Origin of the sequence: Pseudomonas putida (assembly GCF_028682175.1) — a bacterium.
In the GTDB taxonomy this organism is placed as follows: Bacteria; Pseudomonadota; Gammaproteobacteria; order Pseudomonadales; family Pseudomonadaceae; genus Aquipseudomonas; species Aquipseudomonas putida_AD.
The window spans coordinates 117,450-138,170 of record NZ_JANHKS010000011.1 but is presented as its reverse complement, the minus strand read 5'-3'; the positions used below and the strand labels follow the sequence as shown (position 1 = coordinate 138,170).

The 20,721-nt window shown below is 57.8% G+C and carries 21 protein-coding genes and 1 other RNA gene; 10 read left to right on the top strand and 12 right to left on the bottom strand.

Features of this window, described 5'->3' with window-relative positions:
* Positions 1-82: 82 nt before the first annotated feature.
* The gene (locus tag NPS29_RS10690; RefSeq protein WP_274132483.1) at positions 83-568 is read left to right on the top strand and encodes an N-acetylmuramoyl-L-alanine amidase; all 486 of its coding nucleotides are present in this window, start codon (positions 83-85) and stop codon (positions 566-568) included.
* Between the two features lie 148 nt (positions 569-716).
* Positions 717-1,553 (top strand): PhzF family phenazine biosynthesis protein, encoded by an 837-nt coding sequence (locus tag NPS29_RS10685; RefSeq protein ID WP_274132481.1) that lies wholly within the window; start codon positions 717-719, stop codon positions 1,551-1,553.
* Positions 1,554-1,590: 37 nt separating this feature from the next.
* On the opposite strand, the gene NPS29_RS10680 is transcribed toward NPS29_RS10685, so the two are convergent.
* The 5 genes from NPS29_RS10680 to coaA all read right to left on the bottom strand — a co-directional run bounded on the left by NPS29_RS10680 (position 1,591) and on the right by coaA (position 5,486).
* A complete protein-coding gene (locus NPS29_RS10680; RefSeq protein ID WP_274132479.1) occupies positions 1,591-1,836 on the bottom strand; it encodes an acyl carrier protein in 246 nt (81 codons plus the stop codon).
* A 147-nt stretch (positions 1,837-1,983) separates the two neighbouring features.
* Positions 1,984-3,210, bottom strand: coding sequence for an MFS transporter (locus tag NPS29_RS10675; RefSeq protein ID WP_274132477.1), 1,227 nt, complete (start codon positions 3,208-3,210; stop codon positions 1,984-1,986).
* A 42-nt stretch (positions 3,211-3,252) separates the two neighbouring features.
* Positions 3,253-3,840 carry a TetR/AcrR family transcriptional regulator gene (locus NPS29_RS10670; RefSeq protein WP_274132476.1) on the bottom strand — a complete coding sequence of 196 codons (588 nt, stop codon included), beginning with the start codon at positions 3,838-3,840 and terminating at the stop codon, positions 3,253-3,255.
* Positions 3,841-4,215: 375 nt separating this feature from the next.
* Positions 4,216-4,584 carry a Rap1a/Tai family immunity protein gene (locus NPS29_RS10665; RefSeq protein WP_274132473.1) on the bottom strand — a complete coding sequence of 123 codons (369 nt, stop codon included), beginning with the start codon at positions 4,582-4,584 and terminating at the stop codon, positions 4,216-4,218.
* Positions 4,584-5,486: a type I pantothenate kinase gene (gene coaA, locus NPS29_RS10660; RefSeq protein WP_274132471.1), complete on the bottom strand. Its 903-nt coding sequence runs from the start codon at positions 5,484-5,486 to the stop codon at positions 4,584-4,586. The genes NPS29_RS10665 and coaA overlap by 1 nt, the downstream gene beginning before the upstream one ends.
* Before the next feature lie 257 nt (positions 5,487-5,743).
* Here coaA and NPS29_RS10655 point away from each other — a divergent pair, with 257 nt between their 5' ends.
* From NPS29_RS10655 to NPS29_RS10630, 6 genes are all read left to right on the top strand, one after another.
* The gene (locus NPS29_RS10655; protein WP_274132469.1) at positions 5,744-5,947 is read left to right on the top strand and encodes a hypothetical protein; all 204 of its coding nucleotides are present in this window, start codon (positions 5,744-5,746) and stop codon (positions 5,945-5,947) included.
* A gap of 218 nt (positions 5,948-6,165) precedes the next feature.
* Positions 6,166-7,491 (top strand): hypothetical protein, encoded by a 1,326-nt coding sequence (locus NPS29_RS10650; RefSeq protein WP_274132468.1) that lies wholly within the window; start codon positions 6,166-6,168, stop codon positions 7,489-7,491.
* A gap of 121 nt (positions 7,492-7,612) precedes the next feature.
* Entirely contained in the window at positions 7,613-8,467 is an 855-nt protein-coding gene (locus NPS29_RS10645) for a methylenetetrahydrofolate reductase (RefSeq protein WP_274132467.1), read from the top strand.
* A 220-nt stretch (positions 8,468-8,687) separates the two neighbouring features.
* Positions 8,688-9,041 (top strand): hypothetical protein, encoded by a 354-nt coding sequence (locus NPS29_RS10640; protein WP_274132466.1) that lies wholly within the window; start codon positions 8,688-8,690, stop codon positions 9,039-9,041.
* A gap of 373 nt (positions 9,042-9,414) precedes the next feature.
* The gene (locus NPS29_RS10635; protein WP_274132465.1) at positions 9,415-10,707 is read left to right on the top strand and encodes a site-specific integrase; all 1,293 of its coding nucleotides are present in this window, start codon (positions 9,415-9,417) and stop codon (positions 10,705-10,707) included.
* A 375-nt stretch (positions 10,708-11,082) separates the two neighbouring features.
* Positions 11,083-11,802, top strand: a complete 720-nt coding sequence (locus NPS29_RS10630) for a hypothetical protein (protein WP_274132464.1) — start codon at positions 11,083-11,085, stop codon at positions 11,800-11,802.
* A gap of 447 nt (positions 11,803-12,249) precedes the next feature.
* Here the strand turns inward: NPS29_RS10630 and NPS29_RS10625 are convergent, their stop codons facing one another.
* Together NPS29_RS10625 and NPS29_RS10620 are read right to left on the bottom strand one after the other, a co-directional pair.
* Entirely contained in the window at positions 12,250-12,435 is a 186-nt protein-coding gene (locus tag NPS29_RS10625) for a hypothetical protein (protein WP_274132462.1), read from the bottom strand.
* Positions 12,436-12,496: 61 nt separating this feature from the next.
* On the bottom strand, positions 12,497-12,814 hold the full coding sequence (locus tag NPS29_RS10620) for a hypothetical protein (protein WP_274132461.1): 318 nt from the start codon (positions 12,812-12,814) through the stop codon (positions 12,497-12,499).
* A gap of 124 nt (positions 12,815-12,938) precedes the next feature.
* Between NPS29_RS10620 and NPS29_RS10615 the strand changes: the two genes are divergently transcribed.
* Entirely contained in the window at positions 12,939-13,160 is a 222-nt protein-coding gene (locus NPS29_RS10615) for a helix-turn-helix domain-containing protein (protein ID WP_274132460.1), read from the top strand.
* 629 nt (positions 13,161-13,789) lie between these two features.
* Positions 13,790-14,359, top strand: a complete 570-nt coding sequence (locus NPS29_RS10610) for a recombinase family protein (protein ID WP_274132459.1) — start codon at positions 13,790-13,792, stop codon at positions 14,357-14,359.
* Between the two features lie 527 nt (positions 14,360-14,886).
* Here the strand turns inward: NPS29_RS10610 and NPS29_RS10605 are convergent.
* From NPS29_RS10605 to NPS29_RS10585, 5 genes are all read right to left on the bottom strand, one after another.
* A complete protein-coding gene (locus tag NPS29_RS10605) occupies positions 14,887-15,459 on the bottom strand; it encodes a hypothetical protein (protein WP_274132458.1) in 573 nt (190 codons plus the stop codon).
* Between the two features lies 1 nt (position 15,460).
* Positions 15,461-16,684: a hypothetical protein gene (locus tag NPS29_RS10600; RefSeq protein ID WP_274132457.1), complete on the bottom strand. Its 1,224-nt coding sequence runs from the start codon at positions 16,682-16,684 to the stop codon at positions 15,461-15,463.
* A gap of 437 nt (positions 16,685-17,121) precedes the next feature.
* Positions 17,122-17,218, bottom strand: an RNA gene (ffs, locus tag NPS29_RS10595) — signal recognition particle sRNA small type.
* Between the two features lie 147 nt (positions 17,219-17,365).
* Positions 17,366-19,171, bottom strand: a complete 1,806-nt coding sequence (locus NPS29_RS10590; RefSeq protein ID WP_274132456.1) for a sensor domain-containing phosphodiesterase — start codon at positions 19,169-19,171, stop codon at positions 17,366-17,368.
* A gap of 167 nt (positions 19,172-19,338) precedes the next feature.
* Positions 19,339-20,505, bottom strand: coding sequence for a zinc-binding metallopeptidase family protein (locus NPS29_RS10585; protein WP_274132455.1), 1,167 nt, complete (start codon positions 20,503-20,505; stop codon positions 19,339-19,341).
* Between the last annotated feature and the right edge of the window lie 216 nt (positions 20,506-20,721).

Here is a 20,721-nt window from a genome sequence, read left to right as displayed (position 1 = left end):
TTTTGCAACGCTCCCCTCGTTGACCCATCGCACTCATGGGTATTCCTTGCACACGTCAATCAACGTGCAAGGAAGCACCGCCATGAACGCAACACCACCTCGCTACACCCCGCAATACCGCACCGCCACCCACTGGCTGGTCGTGCACTGTTCAGCCACCGCCCCCAGCCACGACATCGGCGCGCGGGAAATCAGTCAATGGCATATCCAGCGCGGCTTCGACACGCTGGGCTATCACTACGTCATCCGCCGCGATGGCTCGCTGGAAACAGGCCGACCGGAAAACGCCATCGGCGCGCACGTCAAAGGCCACAACGCAAAATCTGTCGGCGTTTGCCTGGTCGGCGGTGTGAACCGATCAGGCAAACCGGAGAACAATTTCACCGACAGGCAATTCGCGACCTTGCGCCAATTGCTCGATCAGCTTCAGTCCCGTTACCCGAAGGCCCGCGTTCTTGGCCATCGGGACTTGTCGCCGGACCTGAACGGCGACGGCAAGATCACCCCCGACGAATTCATCAAGGCCTGCCCGTCGTTTGACGTCTCAGCGTGGTTGAACACCCGCTGAGCGGTTGCGGCAAATGTTGCTGCCGGGGTCATTTCCGGCAGCTCTCGACCACACACATTCGCGAAAAATGACTGCTGATCTGTGCATGTACAGCCCTGATTCGCCTGCTTAGAGTGACCAGGTCCTACAGCACAATCAGGAGAGTGCCATGCCACAGACGCTGAACTTCCAGCAGGTCGATGTTTTTTCCAGTGCCCCGACCCAAGGCAATCCCCTTGCCGTGGTCATCGGCGCCGACGGCTTGAGCGACACGCAAATGGCCGCCTTCGCCCGCTGGACCAACCTCAGCGAAACCACCTTCCTGCTGCGTCCCACGCACCCCGAGGCGGACTACCGGGTGCGCATTTTCACCACCACCCGCGAACTGCCATTTGCCGGGCACCCGACACTGGGCAGTTGCTTCGTGTGGCTGGACAGCGGCGGCCAGCCCAAGGCTGAAGAAGTGGTTCAGGAATGCGGCGCGGGCCTGGTCCGGATCCGTCGCGACGGCGCTCGACTGGCGTTTGCGGCCCCGGCCTTGTTGCGCAGCGGCGCCGTGGAAGATGAGGTACTGGACACCATCGCCGCCGGCTTGAAGATCCAGCGCAGCCAGATTGTTGCCAGCCAGTGGGCCGACAACGGGCCAGGCTGGGTGGCGGTGATGCTCGACAGCCGCGAAGAACTGCTGGCCATCCGCCCTGACTATCCGGCGCTCAAGGGGCTGAACGTCGGCATCGTCGCGCGCTGGACCGGGCCGGATGCCGAGGCCGACTTCGAAGTGCGCGCGCTGACCGGCGACCTGGGCGCTGAAGATCCGGTCACCGGCAGCCTCAACGCGAGCCTGGCGCAATGGCTGATCCCGGCGGGCCTCGCACCGCGCACCTACAGCGCCCGGCAGGGCACGGTGCTGGGCCATAAAGGCCAGGTGGGCGTGGAGCAGATCGGCGAGCAGATCTGGGTCAGTGGCCAGGTGCAGAAGTGTGTTGCGGGGAATGTGACGCTGTAGCCTAACTGCCAGAAGCCGGCGGGTGCCGGCTTCTAGTTCATCTTGTCTTTTGGGTGATATAAGTGACTACATCTGAGACCCTCAACAACCCGAGCGCGTCTTCCTCCGGAATTTCAATATCGAACTCGGTTTCCATGTCCATCACCAACTCGACCGTATCCAGCGAATCAGCGCCCAACTCGTTTGTAAAGGAAGCTTCAGGGACGACCGCTTCGAGGGGAACTCCTAACTTTTCGGCTGTCACCTTTTTTACCCTTTCCATTACATCCGCTTCATCAACCATCTCACACCTCATCCATAAGAAAACCTCACACCCTCAAGTTTAACGATGGTCGCGCAGGCCATTAGACCCATTAGCAATTGACTCAATAGCGATGAGTTTCTTCCGCGTATCTCCTTTCTCGACAACATGCGTTTATCCGACGCACACTCACGCCACTGCATCAACCTTGTGCTCTCCACTGCCCAAGACCTCATCGGCCTCCCTGGGCAGGCGGGTGGTGAGGATCGCCAGCCCCACAGCCACCACCGCGATCGCCAGATAGACGCCGACGAACGAGCCAGTGAAACTGGCCAGCAGCCCCGCGCACAGGTTGCCGAGCATCCCGCCCACTCCTTGGGTGATATTGGCGACGCCAAACACTGCTACCGATACCGCTGCGCTGCCGGCCATCTTCGAGACGTAGGCCGGGATCAGGCCGAAGATCGGATAAAACGCCAGCGCGAACAGGATCGCCGCCACCAGCGGCCAGGGTCCGACCGGATGCAGGACAAAGATCAAGGCGGCCGCACACACGCTGGCGTACACCAGCAGCATGGCGACGCGCAGGCCGATGCGGTCCGACAGCCAGCCCACGGCCAATCCTGCGAACATGCCGACGAAGCCCATGCTGGCCCAGATCTGCGCCGTGTAGGTCACGTCGAAATCAAGCTGAGTGCGCAGGTAGGAAGACAGGTAGTTCTGGAACGGAAAAGTGGAAAAGCCCAGCAACATCGTCATCGCCCAGATCTTCAGCACCCAAGGCTGGGTCAAGGCGCTCCTGCCGACCTTCATTTCGGCGTTAGCGACCGCATGGGTGTCACGGGAATGGCTGAACAAGCGTGCCCGGAAGAACACCAGCATCACGCCCAGCGCAATCAGCACCGTGAGAAAACCCACCAGGCCCCACACGGTGCGCCATTCGCCCTGGGGCGCGAACATGGGCACCAGCAGGCTGTTGATGAACACGCCATAACTGGTCCCGCTGGAGACGAGCCCCATCGCCATGCCGCGATACTTGTAGGCTACCGTGCGGGCGATCACGTCCACCATCGGCACGAACACCGTGGCGGCAGTGCCGGCCAGCACTGTCAGCAGCGCGCCGATCAGCACGATGTTGTGCGCCATGGGGATCAGCAGCAGCGCCGCCGCACAGACGACGCCCGAACCGAACACCACCCAGCCACCGCCGACCCGTGGGGTGATCCACGCGGCGAACAATGCACTGGCCAGAAAGCCCAGTTGGGCGCAGGCCGTGATGGTGCCCACGTAGGAAATGTCGAAACCCAGGCTTGCGCGCATGTCCGGCACCAACTGTGCGAACAGGTAGATCCCGAAGCCGTACGTGGCCGCCACCAACCCGGTGAGCAGCAACACAATCAGAGCATTGATTCGCATCGTCAGCGTCCTTTCCTGGGGGCAAGAAATCGGTCGGTTTGTTCAGACAACGGCTCGGGGTTGCGCGGCCTCTATCAGCTCGGCGGCCAGGTCCTTGGCCACGAGGAATACGCTGTCATCGTTCTCCAGGGCGCCTGTCAGAAAAGCCCCTTCCAGTAGCAGGAACAGGCGCCTGACCAGTGTCTGCGGATTGGCCAGGCCAGCGTTTTGCGCCAGGTCCAGCAGGTGCTGTTTCACCCCGCGCTTGTGGCGATCCACCGCCTGACGCACCGGATGCGAACGGTCCGGAAATTCGGCGGCAGAATTCACGTAAGGGCAGCCGCGCAAGCCGCCTTCGAACAGCCATTGCCGATGCAGATCGAACAGCGACAGCAGCTTCTCGACAGGCGAATCGGCGGCGGCCAGCGACTGCAGGACTGCGGCGTTCCAACGCTCGTTACGCTGGTCCAGATAGGCCACCACCAGTTCGTCCTTGGAGGCGAAGTGGGCATAGAGCGTCATCTTCGAAACCCCCGCGAACTCAGCGACCGCAGCGATGCCGGTGGCGTTGATGCCATCACGGAAAAACAGCGCCGATGCCGCTTCGATCAAACGTTGATGGGTGAGGCTGGCGTCGTGATTGGCTGGCATGAGGTGCCTCTGAGAATGAACTGTACTGACCGGTAAGGATAGTCACACATTCGTGATTAGCCAGTGCGGCGGTGATCGCACGACGAGTGGTTGCGTATAGCGCGATGGCTGGCCGACAGGGACGATCTCAAGTACGCCCCCGCGGGCAAGCCCGGCTGCTACGGATAGAGGCCGTTCACGAAATCTGCGGATGCCTTCACCCCGTAGCAGCACGGCTTGCCGGCGGGGGCGTGTTCGGGATCGCTGACGCCGGCAAGCCGGACTGCTACGGGGATTTAGGCGTTCGAAACGCCAGGGTCCGACCGCTGAACCGTAGCAGCACGGCTTGCCGGCGGGGCGGTCTCAAGAGGGACCGCAACGGATCAGCAGCGCAGCCTATCGACAGGGAAACGCATTCTTCAGCGCAGAAACCACCAGCACCGATTCATTCAGGTGCAGGGCCTCCGGGTGCTCCTCCAGCGACTGCACCACGATGCGCATCGACTGGATCATGGGAATGCCGCCCTCCGGCACGCACACCAGCTTCGGCGCGCCACCGGCCTCATGGACGATGTCCAGGGTGTCGATGGTCGCCTGCAACACGCCCACGCAATGGCCGATCCCGGTGGGGTTCCTGGCCACCCCGCCGCTCATGCTGTTGATGCCATCCTGGCATTCGAGCAACAACTTGTTGCCATCAGCCATGGCGGGCGCACCACAGCCAAACAGCCATAACCCCATCAGCGCGCCGAGCGACTTGACCATCACCGCAACCACAACTCCTTCACGGAATGATCGGCCGCCTTGCGCACCACAAGGCTCGCGCGCTCCCGTGTGGGCAGGATATTTTCCAGCAGGTTGGGACGGTTGATGTCGCGCCAGATCTTGCGCGCCGCGTCCGGGGATTTCTCAGGTGGCAAGTCGGCCAGTTCACGGAAATAGGCGCCACGAGCACGAAATGCAGTGCGTTGCAGCATCAGGAAGCGCTCGACATACCAGCGCTCGATGTCGCCTTCGTCGGCATCCAGATAAATCGAAAAATCGAAGAAGTCCGACACGATGGTGCCCGGCTTCTGGCCGTCGTTGCCTTCGGTCTGCAGCACATTCAGGCCTTCGAAGATCAGGATGTCCGGCTGGCTGACCTTGAGAAACTTGTCCGGGACGATGTCATAGCTGATGTGCGAATACACCGGCGCGCTGATCTCCGGGGTACCGGCCTTGAGTTCCGAGAGAAACTTGACCATGCGCTTGCGGTCGTAGCTTTCCGGAAAGCCCTTGCGGTGCATGATGCCTTCGGCGTCGAGCCGCGCGTTGGGGTGCAGGAAGCCGTCGGTGGTCACCAGATCGACCCGAGGGTGATCGGGCCAGCGCGCCATCAGCGCCTGCAACACCCGGGCAAAGGTGCTCTTGCCCACCGCCACGCTGCCGGCCACCGCCACCACGTAGGTCTGTTTCTTGGCCGGACGCCCCAGGAAGGTGTCCTTGATGCTGGCCAGGTTGCGCGCCGCACTCACATGCAGATTGATCAGGCGCGACAGGGGGAGATAGATGTTGACGACATCTTCCAGGGAAATATCTTCGTTCACGCCCCGCAACGCCGCCAGGTCTTCTTCGGACAGAGTCAACGGCGTGCTGGCACGCAGCGCCGCCCACTCTTTGCTGGTCATTACGAGATAGTCATCAGGCGCCATCTATAGCCTTCCAATCCAGTGTCGGTATCGACAATGGTGCGAAGACTATCGTATTGACCCCAAAACCGGGCAGATTTCTTTGATTTACCACGCATTATTGGCGTGATCGGCAGAATCGGCCGTTCGCGAAAAACGCCGGAAAGCGGTGTAAGGCTCGCAAATAAATGGAACTCCTGATCGCCCTCTAGTGACGAATAGCCATCATTCGCCATCATCACCAGGAGGCCACCCCCATGCGGCTAGAATCCAACGCCATTCGACTGTTGATCAGCCTCGCCGACGAGGCACTGTGCAGAGTCAATCCGCTGGATTTCACCGCGCTCCTGTACCTGCGCGATCAGGGGTTTGCCGATGTCAGCATCAAGGACGGTTGCGTGGTCGCGGTGCGGACCCTGCTCGGCAAACAATTCGCCGAAGACCGCAGCGCCATGCGCTGAACGACAAGATCGGCGACAGCCAGGCCGCTCACGCCAGTACAGTTTCCGGACAACGCCTACAAACCCGATAGCTCAAGCCTACATATCCAGCACCCTGCATCCGGCGATCATGAGTCCTGATAGTGACTTCCTGTTTCTATCGCTCAACGCGGGATGGGTGCACAACGCCGGCCCTCCACGCTTTTCATACCGCCCTGAAAACCGGATGGCCCTGCCCCATGACTGTAAAGCTTGAATTCCTGACCACCGACCCCGAGGCCATGCAACTCGCCGTCCGCTACTGGGCGATGAGCGAAAGCGGCGATTTTCTGGAAAAGGTGATCGATCTGGTGCCCTTCCGCCACATCACCAACAGCGGCGCGCTGGCCGCCCACGTTCGTGAACTGTGCACGGCCTACGACGAAAACCTGCGCTGCCCCCACTGCGACGAAGGCCTGGAAGTCAAAAGCCGCTCCTGCGCCAAGAAGTATCCGCAAAAATCCTACAGGCCTTGTTGCGATTGCCAGAAGCTCCAGGCGGCACGGGAACAGGCGCAAAAAGCCGAAGCCGCCGCCAGGCTCGAGACTCACCTGGCGGCCTACATCAACCAACTGCCATCGCACCCCATCGACTATGCGCACCTGAGCGATGACCTGGCCCTGCTGACCGTCGCCCTGGATTTCGCCATCAGCCCCCGCCTGGGCGCCGAAGCCTTTACGGTCAGCGACTGCCAGGCGCTGGCGCCGATGGACCTGCGCCTGTTCATCGACAAACTCAGAGCCGCCGCAGTGCTGCGCGAAGACCCGCGCCGAGCGACGCCGGGCACCTACTTCATGCAGGACGATGTGCTGACGGTACGCACCCACTACGTCGCCTACGCGCTGACACCGGACATCCACTTCGGGCTCGACGACGAAGCCAGAAGCATCCTGCTGACCCGGGAGTTCTGCGACAGCGCCGCGCTGTTCAGCCTCTGGCTCGACTTCGCCACGGCCGACTCGATGCGCTATCTGCTGGACCAGTGCAAAGCCTTCGACCACGAACTCGATGACCGGCAACTCAAGGAAATCCGTAGCAGCCTGCGTGGCGCCCTGGAAACCCACAGCATTTCGCAGATCTGGTTCGTGATCTGGAAAAACATCAAGGACGCCGCCGCCCTCGCCAAGCTCGTCTACTACTCCGATGAACGCGCGGCGGCGACCATTCCCGGAAAGATCCGACGCACCCTTGAGAAGGTCGAGAAGGAAAAAACCGTCATTAGCAAATGGAAACGCCCCGACCAGCAGCCATCCGGAACCCTGGGCATGCTCTTCAACGAACTGTTCGGAATCGACGAAGACACTCCGGGCAGCCAGGTGCTCGCGCAACTTATCGCCGCGCAGCCGCTAAGCGAGGAAACCGATGCGGTAGCGCCCGATCCCGAACCGGTACGGCGCCTGCTGTACGAAGCACTGATGAACGACTCCGGCCCGGAAATGCTCACCCACTTCGCCGAGTTGATTCGCGAGGGTCATCCGGTGGGCGCGGTGGTGTCGAAGATGTTGGGGGAGGATGCGACGGTGTGATGGCAATCGGCGAGTCCGACACTGATCCGGCTGCAAAACCGGTTTCTGCCACTGTATCGCCCGCCCCTGCCGGTCTAGCCTGAGAGGATCGTCCCTCCCCGCCGCCACGAGCCGCTACTCAATGAACCCGCCCCGCCTTCCACTGTTCGACGCCCCCTCGATTGAAACCACCGCCCGGGACGCGGCGGCGTTCAGTGGCCTGGGTAATCTGGCACCTTCGGGCATGGCGGTGAACATCGCGTTCATCGGCAACGAGTCCTTTGACGAACGGGTTGCGGCGGTCGCGGGCTTGCATGGCGCAGGCTTTCGGCCCAGGCCCATCATCTCGGCGCGCCGGCTGATATCGCCCGAGGTGTTGCGCAGCTATCTGATCCAGTCCATCGACGTCGGGCGAGTGGACGTTATCTTTCTGGTGGGCGGCGATCCGGCAACCTCCGCCGGGCCATTCACCGACTCGCTGCAAGTGATCGAAGGCGGCTATCTGGACGGGCTGGGGCTGCAAAGCGTCGGCATCGCGGGCTACCCCGAGGGCCATCCGAAGATCGCCGATGAAGTGCTGTGGTATTACCTCAAACGCAAGACTGACGCCTTGGCCAGCCGAGGTTTCAAGCTTGAAATCACCACCCAGCTTTCGTTCGACGTCCAGGCAGTGATGAACTGGATCAGACAGGTCCGGGACGCCGGGATCGATGCCCCGATCCGCATCGGCATTCCGGCACCCGCCACCATGGCCGGCATTCTGAATTTCGCCCGGCAGTGTCGCGTCAGCACCTCGGCGCAGTTGCTCAAGCACTACGGCTGGCAATTGACTTCGTTGATGAGCCCACAAGGGCCGGATCGCTTTCTCGATACCCTGATCGAGCGGATGGAGCCAACGGAACTGCAAGCGCTGCGCCTGCACCTGTTCCCCATTGGCAACCCGATGCACATCTTGCAGTGGCTGGAGCGGGCCAGGCGGCGGCATCAGGAGCGCTGAATCGCCTTGGCCCAGCACTCCTCGTGGCAGCCATCGAAGAGTATTTACATTCTTTGACACACTCCAAAGCCCCGCCAGCACGGGTCATCGACCTCTGCAGCGGCTCTTTTGTATCCAGATACGCTTTACTCAGCCTTTACCCACCCTAGACCTCCCTTTACACGAATCCGGTGTTTGATACGTCCATGGCGATTCCAAACCTTTCGCCAAAGGAGACACCATGATTTCGAAGATGACCCAAGCCCTTGTCCTGACCGGCACCCTGATTGCTGCAGGCGCAGCCAACGCAAGCGATCGCAACGTGATCGTGCCCGTCATCGCAGGCGCCGCCATCGGCGCAGTCGTGGCCACGGTGGCCAGCAACTCCCACCACCATCACCGCCCGGCGCGCTACTACGCCCCACCGCCACCGCCGCCGCGTTACGTACCGCGCTACCAGCCCGTGTACTACGCGCCACCGCCGCCGGTCGTGTACCGCCGGTTTGAACCGCCACGGCCTCATGGGTATTACGACGGTGGATGGCGCCGGGGGCATGATCGTGGGTGGGATCATCGTCGGGATGGGCGTTGGTGAGTGATGGCGAGAGTGTCTCCGGCTTCTGTGCGGACAGGGGCTGGAGGCATGCGAAGACCTTCAAGACGGTTAGTCCTGAATGCGAGAACAGAAGGATTTGATTGAAACCTGCGAGAAAAGCAAGGTTTGAAATGGAGGCAACCCCACCAGCCACACCCCGGCACACAATGTTCCCGCTGTGGCTGCTCCCTTCCGGGCCTGACCATGTGGCATGCAAGCACGCTCGGTAATCGTTGCGGGTCTTATGGGGCAAGGGTTTCAGGCTGGTCAGGGTGAAACATCTTTGCCGTGCGAACACTCAGCACGGGCGGTCAAAACTCCGGGGTGTAGCCAGCATTGTCACACTTTGCTGTCACACTTTGGTGTCACACCCATGGCCTACATAATCAAGCGCGGGGCGCTCTACTACCTGAATCTCAAGCTGCCAAAGCACCTCTTTCCGAGATGTAACACTTTGCGTTTGAGCTTGAACATTCGGCATCGTCAGAGCGCCTTGTTTTTTGCCACCTCACTGGTTCAGCGGCTACATCACCACCTCAGCGAACACCCTCTAACAGACCTACAGACGCTTCGTACACTGTGTTCACAGTGGCGGGACTCAGCACCCACGCCCTCCCTCCAAACCGCTCCAAAGACTGCCACACCGATTACAGCTAAACGGCATAGCGACAGCCCCACCCTCGCGGCGCTTTCCAAGCTGTATGTAGAAGAAGGAAAACGCGGAGGCACATGGCGACAAGTCAGCACAGAGGAAGTCGAGCGGGCGTTATCTCACTTGCTTGAGCTTATGGGTGACATGCCCGCCAAAGCCTTCGATGTGCATCAAGCTCGTCTACTAAAGGAGCGGCTAAGCTTATGCCCGCAGTACTTCGGCTTACGCCCAGAGTTCAAGGGAAAGACGCTGAAACAGGTGGTTGAGTCGGGAAGCACCTACAAGACCATCACTGCGGTCACAGTGAACAACCGTCTGCGCAAGCTCACCTCCTTCATGAATTGGTGCAAGGCGAACGGGTATACTTCTGACAACCCATTGGCGGGTATGAAGGTAATGACGGGATCAGCGAAGGATGCACGACTATCCTTTGATCGCCACGACCTTGTAACTCTGCTGAACCATGATGCCCTTCGAAAAGAAGCCCGGAAGCATCCGTGGCGCTATTGGCTGCCTCTCCTTGGGCGAGTCACCGGGGCACGACTGGAAGAGCTGTGCCAGTTGCGTGTCGATGATCTCATAGAACATCAGGGCATCCAGTGCATCCGCATTGATGACAGCCGTGAAGGCCAGAACCTTAAAAACGCCAGCAGCCGCCGAGTGCTTCCCCTACATCCTTCATTGATTGAGCTGGGATTGTTGCAGTTCGCTGAGTCGGCAAGAAGAGCTGGGGCTGATCATCTGTTCCCCGAACTGGAGGCCGTGAGAGGAAAGCTTGGTCATGCACCATCGAAGTGGTTTGGCCGCTATAAAGTGAAACTAGGCATCACCGACCCACGCAAAACGTTCCACAGCTTCCGTCACACCTTCATCGATGACCTGCGTGATGCTGGCGTGCAGGACTCACTTATCAAGCGGATGGTGGGCCATGAAGACAGCTCCGTGACCTTTGGTATCTACGGTAGTAGGACGCCATTGAAGGCTATGGTCGAGGCGCTAGGGCACCTTCAATAACCCCGAATAACCTTCAGGAAACCTCGATTAAACACTCGCTCCCAACCAGTGCCACCGGTTCAACTTGCACGCCAAACCTAGTGTTTACGGGGCGAACGGGTGGTCTGGATTAAGCGATGCGCGTTCTCCGCTTTGGAAAACAGTTTTTTTTGAAAACGGACCGTCGCAAAAGTCAATAGCTGATCTTGACCGATCATCGAAATCGTGTATAATCCGCCGCCTACCCAGCAGGTAGACAGACATTTAGAAGCCTCCGTCGCGACCACCGAATCGGTGCCTTGCAAGGAGGCTTTTTCACGCCTGTGATTTACCAAACCAAACCGGCACAACCCGAGAGGAACTGCCTATGTAATGAACTGATAAAGGAGAACCACAATGAATACACTCGCCCGCAATAAAGTAATTCCCACCGCTACACCCGCGAGCGACATTCGCCAAAAACTGACGAAGGTCCGCACCACTAACGTTGACAGCTTCGTCGTCGACAAAGCGACTGGCGAAGTATTGGGCAGCTACACCACTAACGATCTTGTCCCGACTCCGTACGAATACGAACTACCTCAGGTTGGCATGACACGAACGGCTCACCTGAGCTACGAGCTTGATCCTGCTCCACGCCCGAACATCACCGAGACGGAATCAGAGCCTCTGCCGGTAGGCGTTGTTGACCTCGATGCACAACGCAGTAAACGTGGGCCAAAGCCCAAGGTAACGCCAAATCCGTACGCTCGCCACTTCAAGGTGGCCCATGCTGAACGCCTCGGCTGGATTGATGATTACGTTTATGGCGCCTGCATGACGGTAGGCAAAGACAGCAATGGGAAAATGAATGCCAGCCCCTCCCATGTTCTGCGGGCTTGCATGCTTGATGAGATCAGCACTGAGATTGTAAAGACCGTGATTCGTCTCGAGGGTTTACGCACGATGAGCGACCAACAAGCACGGAGGATCTGCCAGTGTGCTCGCTTCGCCATCGCCGGAATGGCGGTATACCTCGAACGCAATCCCACGGTACTCCAGCAGATACAGTTTGAAGTGGATTTTGCTGACTCGTACCGCCAAGACAATGCTGGGCTGCTGCAAGGACTGGCGTGATTTAATTACGCTCGGATATGAGAAGTGAAGCATTCGCACTATGAAGGCAACTCTCAGACCGACAGGTCTAAGCTTGATACACCTCGACCGGAGGTCGTAGCTCAATCAGCTGAAGTGTTATTGGGGAATACCATTGATGACAATCAATTCCCCAAAAAAGTGATAGGTGTATCAACCTGTGTCGTTGCGACACGGAGCCATCCTCTCAACTCCGTTGATCCTCTCTGCACCATACAATCCAGAGCGGCAAGCTCATCTGGTTTGGTGTGTAGGTGTTTGTGTTGATTTGGGTAATCATCTGTACTCACGTACAGAGTGAAACTTCAGTGGTGCAAAAGTCGACCGTAGGTCAGTAGTAGACGCCCAGCAAGGCGAACTTACGACTACAGCCAACCCAAGGTGGTTGGACGAGGAAAGAACCTCAGCCCTCCTCCCGAGGGCTAACGCCTATCGCTGGCGCTGCAAAATTTGTTTGATCTGTTTGTCAATCTTGCGATTGTGCCAGTCATTCGCACGCATGGTCATACCCCATACTAACAACCACAGTCCGCAAGTCGGAATGCAAAGCAGCAGGTGCAGAATGTGATTGGTGGATTTCTTCTGACTGGTGAGATAGTACAGCCGGTCGTTCATGATTCGTCCTTGTTCGATTACAGGTTGGTGTGCATGGCTCAGCACCTTTCTGGTGTAGCCATCAACGCAACCAGCCATTGGCTGTCATGGCCGTTTTGCCGCTGGGGAGCTGGATCAATGCAGATTTGTCGCCATCCCTTGGCCCTTCAATGAAGTTGACTTTGGTGGCAGTAGAGATCGTTCGGCACTTGCCTGAACTGATCAAGCGTTCGGCCTCATCTTCGTCCTGATCAAGCGACGCTTCCACCATCTTGGTCCAGTCCCCTGCCTTGTAACAAACCATCGAACCAGCAACCAAGGTCTTCTTGGGGTAGGTTTCAGCCATCGCGGCAGAGGCAATCAGCGGCAACAGGCAAAGCATACGGGCAACAGTCTTCATCGTGCGATCCCAAATGGCTCAGTATCAAAGAGGCCATAATGCCAGCACACGATCAAAATGTAACGATTGGTGTGTCACCATCTGGTGTGTTCACGATTAGACAGCATCCCACCATCATCCACGGATGCAGACAAACCAGACACTCAGAACAGCTTTCGGTCAAAGAATCCGCGACCTTCGCAAACAGCAGGGCATCAGCCAAGAAGCTTTCGCGGACAAATGCGGATTCATGCGTACCTACATGTCGCGTATCGAAACGGGCGCCGCCAACCCTAGCCTTGAAGCAGCCAAGGTGCTCGCGGACGGCTTGGGAATGACACTATCTGACCTGCTCCGCGATCTTTGAAGAGCTAGTTCCCCATCTCGCACCAAGCCACTCCAGACCCGGTTGTTCACAAACCCTCAAGCAGCAAGCATTGTTGTGGCGGAGCAGCCGCCTACATCAGCCCTACGATCTCTGACGAAGGATGTTCACGAAATAGAGGCCGTCCAATCTGGTCATGGACGGCCAAAGACTCCTATCTCAAATCTGACTAGCTCTGTTGCACCGGATGAACCAATAGTTGCCACAAGATCCTAGCCCCAACTGAATGTTGACGATGGTTCTGTGGTGGAAGGGTGTGCCCTCCTGCTATAGCGATTTCATCCCCACAACCAGTGCACTTGTAGATACCTGCATATGGAGCCGAGGTACCCGGAGTATGGGTTTGGTCGAATGCCGCATCCTCACTGTGGGTCAAGGCGTTTCCATTCTTATAGAGTGCCATCTTCAATCCTTCGTTAATGCCATCCCATCGTGGCGGCTTAACTATAGCCTTAAGCCATGACGCATGCTGTTGTCTGATGCAGCATCATAAAACGACCGTTAAACGATACCTTCCAGACAGGCGGTATTCCGCATCATAAAAATAGGCTTCGCACATTATTGATACCTTGGTACACTGATACCACGTTAAACGATACGGAGCCTTCGCCATGTCACGCACTTTCCTGTACTGCCGTGTTTCCACTGCTGGGCAATTCACCTCCAACCAAGTGCAGGAAGTTAAAGCTGCTGGCTTCGACGTGCAATCGAGCCGCGTAGTCGAGGAAACCATTTCAGGCAGCATCGCCGCCAGCGAACGCCCCGGCTTTCAGAAGCTTATGGATCGTATGGAGTCTGGGGATGTACTGATCGTTACCAAGCTTGACCGCTTGGGCCGTAATGCCATGGACGTGCGTCAGACTGTTGAGCGCCTCGCAGAAGGTGGCATCCGTGTTCACTGCCTCGCCCTAGGTGGCGTAGATCTCACCAGTGCAGCGGGTAAGATGACCATGCAAGTGTTAGGGGCTGTCGCTGAATTTGAACGTGATTTGCTGATCGAGCGTACTCAACAGGGCCTGACCCGTGCCAAGGCTGAAGGTAAGAAACTAGGACGCCCAGAAGCAACCGACACGACAGCATCAGTGCAGAGGCTGAAGGCCGAAGACATGACACAGGCACAAGCAGCAGCCGAACTCGGTATTGGCATTGCCACAGTCAAGCGTCATTGGAATAAAGCCTGACGCCCGAAAGATTCGCCCCGGCCCCCTTAGGTAGGCGTATACCGGAATGAAGATTGAAGTCTAACACCTCCACAGGCCACGTCCTGTAAAGGTTTCAGCTCACACCGTCATGCACACCAGTGTCCGAAGTGACACAGCAGCCACAACGGCCAACAACGTCAGCACGAACACACAGCCCGCCCTGTCGCGGGCTTTTTCATGTCCTCAGTTTAGGCAGTCACAACGCTGTATCACCAAGCGTCTGACAGCACCAACGAGCAACGCCATTACAACTCAATACAAGCCGCAACACTCGCTCCTGATCGCCTCTCTAACAGCCTTGTAAGCGGCCAAAGAAGGTAGTCCGTGCGTAGGCCATCATCTTATTTTTGGTTCCCTTTGGAGCGATCCTGCTGACGCTGCTGCTCGCCACTTGATAACTCTGGCTCAAACGCCATTATTTTTTAACCCCAACCAACGCTCCCCCCTCATAGGAATCTTCTTGTAAGGCGAGCGGCAACGAGAGCTGATATTCAACCAAACACCATCTACTCGCCACCGACCACCTGAATAATTTTGTCTTTGCCAAAAGATATAGCATTGCGTGACTTAGGGTCGTAAAACCATAGCAGATCTGCCGTTCGACCGATTGCGCACAACCCCTTTGATTTCCCACCCTCATACTTCACGGTAGTCACGGTGCACTCGCTCTTCAAGTGTTCCGCGAGTTTTGCCCCCAGATCTCTCCCTTGAGCGAACGAGCTAACTGTCACGTCGTAAATCAGCCACAGCAACACAACATAGCCAAACACAGACAAACAGTGCATGATCGCAGAAGCATGACTAATCACCCACGACCTTATCACCACGAAGAAACAGGCAATAGCACATACCACAAGTACTAAAACAAAGTAAGGCACGATCTTAAAAAAATCGTGAGCCAACTCTGAAAACACCAATAGTCCGCCATCATAGAGCGCTTTTTGGAGATCGATGGAAATAATCTCAGGTTCAACACCTAGCTCACGATAAAGTTCTTTACTCTGAACAACACCGGCTGCGTAAGCCGCCGCTGTCAGCATGAAAGTTGCACTTATCGTCTCCAGCAGCTTTATTATCACACTATCGCCCCTCGAAGACCTTGACTGCTGGAATCCCAAACTCGAAGTTTTCTAGTGAGCGAGTATCAACAGTCGGCAAGTTCAAAGCCAGCGAGCTTTTAATCTTTTTGGCATGCCGTTTTTTACTAGCCTCATCCAAATCTTCCGAATTCTGCTCAACTGAACGTACTGCTTTTTGTTCCTTACTAGCTTTCTTTTTCGGGGATCGGAATATGTCACGAACCATTTCGTTAGGGGAGACCGATTCCACCTGCAAAACCGGGGCGGCAGGGACCGTACTAAACTCATCTGCCTTCGCGTAACCAGCCAAGATGAGAGTCAGGGCCATACAAAGAATTGCACCTTGAGCCTTGTCTGCAAACCCTTCTAATGGAATTCGGTTCCACAGGTCTCCCGGAGACATAAACTCAGCTTTCGTTGTTGCTGAAAGCTCACTCAATCCCAACTCAAAATTTAGCAGGCGAGCAATTGAGTCAAGATCAATACTCCCTGTCTCTTCAATCTCTCTTGCAAAAAGCTGCATGAGGGAGATATTTTGAAGGAGGCCGCCGATTGCAAGATTATTGACCGCACCCGAGCCAGTAATCTTGTTCGAGATATAAAGATAGTTTTCGTCAACAAAAAAAGGGTAGATCAAATGATAGAACTTATCCCAGTGTTTTTGCAGGTCAATAATAGTTTGCTGACCTTGCAAAGTTTTCTTTATTGCCCCGGGCAAGTTATATCGTTGAATTCTGGGCCCCCAAACGACCTCGCGTCGAAGCCGGTGAAACATTTTGGGAGGCCGATATCCCGGATCAGCATTCTCAGGGATTTCAATGACGACTGGCTCCGACTCAAAAAATGCTGGCCCATCGCATACCCCAATGACTAATGCATCACCGTCAGTGGAGACTATGATATCGCCTCTCTTTATGCGCTCATTGAAACTCGTGATCTGGCGAAGTTTTCTCGTGCCTTTCCCATTCAACTTCTTCGCTGTTCTTTTCGTCCCCTCAACAACTGTTGTGTACTCCGACTTACGAAGCAACATCGATTGCAATTCATCAAAACTGGGAATCTTAGAGTCGGCGGTATCCCTATGATCATAGATATCATCCAAGTGCCCTATTGCAACTACACCTTCCTGTCTGAAATGCTCTAAAAACTTGCCTCCAGTAGCCCTAACCAACCAAATGTTGGTATTACTGTTTCGATACGCAAGCTTCAGCCGATCCAATTCCATGTATTCCCCTCCCTTTGGTTTCCGGACCATAGCTCAGGGGGGTGTTCAATGGCAATGAGCCTTTATGTCTGTATCGCTAAACGCCCGCCTAAGGCTCTGCCTAGGACGACCATAGGCGCCTAGCATTAACCTAGGGATTGCAGAATTTTTGATGTGTAGGGCACCACGGAGAGTTCCGACACGAGCCAAAGGATTGGTAGAAAATCACCGCTTTCGTCTGGGTGCGACTAACGGGATGACACCACATCAAAAGGTTTGGATATCTTATGCAATTGAGCTTGTCGATAGGCCGTAGAGACGCACCATTGGCGGATGAAAACAGACACGGTAGGATCGTCGTCACAGTGCACCACTCAGGTGTACCTAAACGCTGTCACACTTCGAGATTTTTGAGCGAGAAATCCTTGTAAAATCAAGGATTTTGAGGTGGGTGGTGCCCCCACCAGCCACACCCCGGCACACAATGTTCCCGCTGTGGCTGCTGCCTTCCGGCTCTGACCAGGTTCACGGGTAATCGTTGCGGGGGGACCGATGGGGTCACCATAACGCATGCTGCCGGCTTGCCCGGCGAGCGGGGGCCATTGTACCGGTCTGGCGGGAAGTTACAACCTCTGGTTTCAGATAAAAAATCCGATAGCGCTCAAGCACTTGTGCGCACCCTTCTTCCCGGCGTGCCGATGCTCAGTGGCCCAGCGCTCGCAGTTCGCGAACCTTGGCGGTGCGTTCGCCGTTCATCCAGTGTTCCAGGGCGCCCGGGGGCATGGGCCGGGCGATGAGGTAGCCCTGCACTTCGTGGCAGCCGAGCTGGCAGAGGATTTCGTAGACGTCTTCGGTTTCCGCCCCTTCTGCCACGACGCGGTAGCCCAGGCGTCGCGCCAGGTCGACGATGGCTTCGACCAGGCGGCGATCCTTTTCGTTGGCGTCGAGGTTTTCCACCAGGGACTTGTCGAGTTTGACGGTGGTGGCCGGCAGTTGGCGCAGGTAGGTCCAGTTGCTGTAGCCGGTGCCGAAGTCGTCGATGGCGATGTCGATGTTCAGGGCGCGCAGGCGTTCGAGTTGCTGGCGGGTGATTTCGGGGTTGGCGCACAGGGCGCTTTCGGTGAATTCAAGCTCGAAGCGACCCGGATCCAGGCCGCTGATGGCGAGTTGTTCGAACAGTGCGTCGCTGAATTGCGAGTTGGCCAGGTCAATGGCCGAGACGTTCATCGCCACCTTGAACGCATAGCCCTGCTGCTGCCAGGTTCGAGCCTGTTGCACGGCATGGCGCAGCACCCAGAGGCTGAGGGAGCGGATCAGCGCGGTCTTTTCCGCCAGGGGGATGAATTCTGCCGGACTGATCGGGCCTAGCACGGGGTGCTGCCAGCGCAGCAGCGCCTCGACGGTGACCACACGGCCGGTACTGACTTCAAGGCGCGGCTGGAAGGCCAGTGACAGTTGGTCGGGGCTGCGGACGGCGTCGGCCAGGGAGGCCAGCAGCAAAAATGCGCGCTGCTGGGCGAAATCCAGATGCGGTTCATACCAGCGCCAGCCGGTGGCTTTGCCCCGCGCTTCGTCGGCGGCGCTGACTACCAGTCGAATCCAGTCACGCTCGTCGTGCTTGCCCAGGCCCAGGGGCAGCACGCCGATACCCACGTCCATCTGAATCGGGATGTTGCGGCACACCAGCGGGCGCTGGAAATGCTTGATGAGTTTGCGAAACAGCTGCTCGGCCTGCTCTGGCGCCGCGTGCCGGGTGAGCAGCGCGATGCGGGTGGGGCTGACCTTATACAGCGCGGTGTCGGGCGGCAGTTGCTCGCGGCAGCTGTCGATCATGCATTTGACCAGTTCCTGGGAAAAGCTGTAGCCCAGCGCGCGGACGATGCTGTCCAGAAACAGCGGATCGACCATGTCCAGCGCCACCAGCGCGTAGTTGTCCCGGTCGGCCAGCGCCATGATGTCTTCTTCCAGACGCAGGCGATTGAACAGGCCGGTGGGCTGGTCGACGTAGTTGCTGTTGCGCAGGTTGTTCAGGCGTTTCATCACCAGTTGGCCGTACATCTCCAGCATGCTCATGTCACGCCCTTCCAGCGGCGCACGCGGCTTGCTGTCGATGATGCACAGGGTGCCAAGGGCCAGGCCATCGGCGGTCACCAGCGGTACACCTGCGTAGAAACGGATGTAGGGCTCCCCCGCCACCATGGGGTTGTCCTTGAAGCGTTTGTCGTGCAGCGCGTCAGGCACCTGGAAGATGTCGTGCGAGAGAATGGAGTAGGCGCAGAAGGAAATTTCCCGTGGGGTCTCGCGCTCATCCAGCCCGGTGCCGGCGCGAAACCACTGGCGGTGTTCGCTGATGATGGACACCAGCGCCACCGGCGCCTCGAAATAGTGAGCAACCATCTCGACGATGTGATCCAGCACGTCGTCCGCTGCTGAATCCAGGAGCCCCATGTGGGAAATGCGAGAAAGACGCGAAGCCTCGTTCAGTGGAATTGGAGCGCTATTGGCCATATGCGAATCCCTGTGCAACAGCTTTATGCCAGTAGTATCAAAACGATATTGTGAGCCCCAAGTTAGCACCAGATTCGCAACCGTGCAGGCGTTCGCAGACCGGCGGCGACGACTGGCGCAAGGGGTGGAAGTTGCAGCAAAACATGCACTTCACTCGTTTGGATGGGTCACTGGATCTGCACCACTTCGTTTGCCTTGCCGCCCGCATCCTGAATGACCAGATGGATGAAATGCAGCTTGGTAATGACTTCAGGTGACAACACGAAGGGATAGAAATCCGGCTGGCCCATGGCGCGGGAAAGCTCGTTGAGCATGCCTGCCAGTTCGATCCAGGCATTGACGAAGGCGAGGAAGGCAGGCCCGCCGGGATGCTGCGGGTCGTAGAGGGTGTGCAGGTCGAAGGGCTGGTAATCCAGGTCCATGTCGTGGGCGCTCATGCCCAGGCTTAAGGCAGTGTCGACGGCGTCGGTCATGTGCAGGTAATGGGCCCAGGTTTCGGCCCAGTCTTCCCATGGATGCATGGTGGCGTAGGCGCTGACGTGGTGCTGTTGCCAGTCGGCGGGGGCGCCGTTCTGATAGTGATGATCCAGCGCTTCGGCGTAGCTGGCGCGGTCGTCTCCGAACAGGTTGCGGAAACCGTCCTGCCAGTAGGTGCCCGCGATCAGACGATCCCAGTAGTAGTGTCCGACCTCATGGCGGAAATGTCCGAGCAGCGTGCGATAGGGTTCGTGCATCTGCACGCGAACCTTCTCACGGATGGCGTCGTCGGCTTCTTCCACGTTGAGGGTGATCAGGCCGTTGGCGTGTCCGGTGGTGGGCAGATTGCCTTCCAGGTCGACGCCGAGAAACTCGAAGGCCAGTCCGCGTTGTTCATCGACGGTCTTGGGGACGACCGGCAAGCCCAGGGTGACGAGTTGCGCGACCAGCCGGCGTTTGGCGATCTCGATCTTGCGCCAGCGTTCGGGGTTTTCCGGCACGGACAGGTCGGGGATGGTTTTGTTGAGGCTACAGGCGATGCAGAATTCTCCTGCATCGTGGGCTGGAAACAGCCAGTTGCAGGCGGCGGGCGTGTCGAGGTTGGCGCAGCGGCGGTACAGACCGGCCTGCGGCTCTTCGCTCAGGCGCCAAGTGTTGAGATCGGGTCCGGGTTCCAGTGCGGCGATTTTGCCCTGCTGGGGCAGATAACCCAGCGCCGCCTGGCAGGCCAGGCACTGGCTGTTGCGCAGGAACACCGACTGGCCGCAGCGGCATTGCCAGACTTTGCCGTTGCGCCGGGTTTCCGGGGCGAACCGCGCCGCGATGCGTGTGCTGAGTTGTTCGAAGAACTGGAACATGGCGATCTCCCGATGTGGCCGCAAGCACTAGATCGTCGGGGGTTGCGGGGGTTCCGTGGATTTTTGTGGAGCACAGGTTCTGCGCGGTGGCACCTACCGCGTGAACACCGGATGCCATCGTAGCAGCACGGCTTGCCGGCGGGGACGGTTTCAAGGAATGGGACGGACTTGAGATCGCCCCGCGGGCAAGCCCGGCTGCTACGGGGCGGGTGTTGC

Excerpts from the sequence above, each read along its gene's own strand:
- NPS29_RS10690 (WP_274132483.1), top strand. The coding sequence starts at position 83 with ATGAACGCAACACCACCTCGCTACACCCCGCAATACCGCACCGCCACC.
- NPS29_RS10685 (WP_274132481.1), top strand. The coding sequence starts at position 717 with ATGCCACAGACGCTGAACTTCCAGCAGGTCGATGTTTTTTCCAGTGCC.
- NPS29_RS10680 (WP_274132479.1), bottom strand. The coding sequence starts at position 1,836 with ATGGTTGATGAAGCGGATGTAATGGAAAGGGTAAAAAAGGTGACAGCC.
- NPS29_RS10675 (WP_274132477.1), bottom strand. The coding sequence starts at position 3,210 with ATGCGAATCAATGCTCTGATTGTGTTGCTGCTCACCGGGTTGGTGGCG.
- NPS29_RS10670 (WP_274132476.1), bottom strand. The coding sequence starts at position 3,840 with ATGCCAGCCAATCACGACGCCAGCCTCACCCATCAACGTTTGATCGAA.
- NPS29_RS10665 (WP_274132473.1), bottom strand. The coding sequence starts at position 4,584 with ATGGTCAAGTCGCTCGGCGCGCTGATGGGGTTATGGCTGTTTGGCTGT.
- coaA (WP_274132471.1), bottom strand. The coding sequence starts at position 5,486 with ATGACCAGCAAAGAGTGGGCGGCGCTGCGTGCCAGCACGCCGTTGACT.
- NPS29_RS10655 (WP_274132469.1), top strand. The coding sequence starts at position 5,744 with ATGCGGCTAGAATCCAACGCCATTCGACTGTTGATCAGCCTCGCCGAC.
- NPS29_RS10650 (WP_274132468.1), top strand. The coding sequence starts at position 6,166 with ATGACTGTAAAGCTTGAATTCCTGACCACCGACCCCGAGGCCATGCAA.
- NPS29_RS10645 (WP_274132467.1), top strand. The coding sequence starts at position 7,613 with ATGAACCCGCCCCGCCTTCCACTGTTCGACGCCCCCTCGATTGAAACC.
- NPS29_RS10640 (WP_274132466.1), top strand. The coding sequence starts at position 8,688 with ATGATTTCGAAGATGACCCAAGCCCTTGTCCTGACCGGCACCCTGATT.
- NPS29_RS10635 (WP_274132465.1), top strand. The coding sequence starts at position 9,415 with ATGGCCTACATAATCAAGCGCGGGGCGCTCTACTACCTGAATCTCAAG.
- NPS29_RS10630 (WP_274132464.1), top strand. The coding sequence starts at position 11,083 with ATGAATACACTCGCCCGCAATAAAGTAATTCCCACCGCTACACCCGCG.
- NPS29_RS10625 (WP_274132462.1), bottom strand. The coding sequence starts at position 12,435 with ATGAACGACCGGCTGTACTATCTCACCAGTCAGAAGAAATCCACCAAT.
- NPS29_RS10620 (WP_274132461.1), bottom strand. The coding sequence starts at position 12,814 with ATGAAGACTGTTGCCCGTATGCTTTGCCTGTTGCCGCTGATTGCCTCT.
- NPS29_RS10615 (WP_274132460.1), top strand. The coding sequence starts at position 12,939 with ATGCAGACAAACCAGACACTCAGAACAGCTTTCGGTCAAAGAATCCGC.
- NPS29_RS10610 (WP_274132459.1), top strand. The coding sequence starts at position 13,790 with ATGTCACGCACTTTCCTGTACTGCCGTGTTTCCACTGCTGGGCAATTC.
- NPS29_RS10600 (WP_274132457.1), bottom strand. The coding sequence starts at position 16,684 with ATGGAATTGGATCGGCTGAAGCTTGCGTATCGAAACAGTAATACCAAC.
- NPS29_RS10590 (WP_274132456.1), bottom strand. The coding sequence starts at position 19,171 with ATGGCCAATAGCGCTCCAATTCCACTGAACGAGGCTTCGCGTCTTTCT.
- NPS29_RS10585 (WP_274132455.1), bottom strand. The coding sequence starts at position 20,505 with ATGTTCCAGTTCTTCGAACAACTCAGCACACGCATCGCGGCGCGGTTC.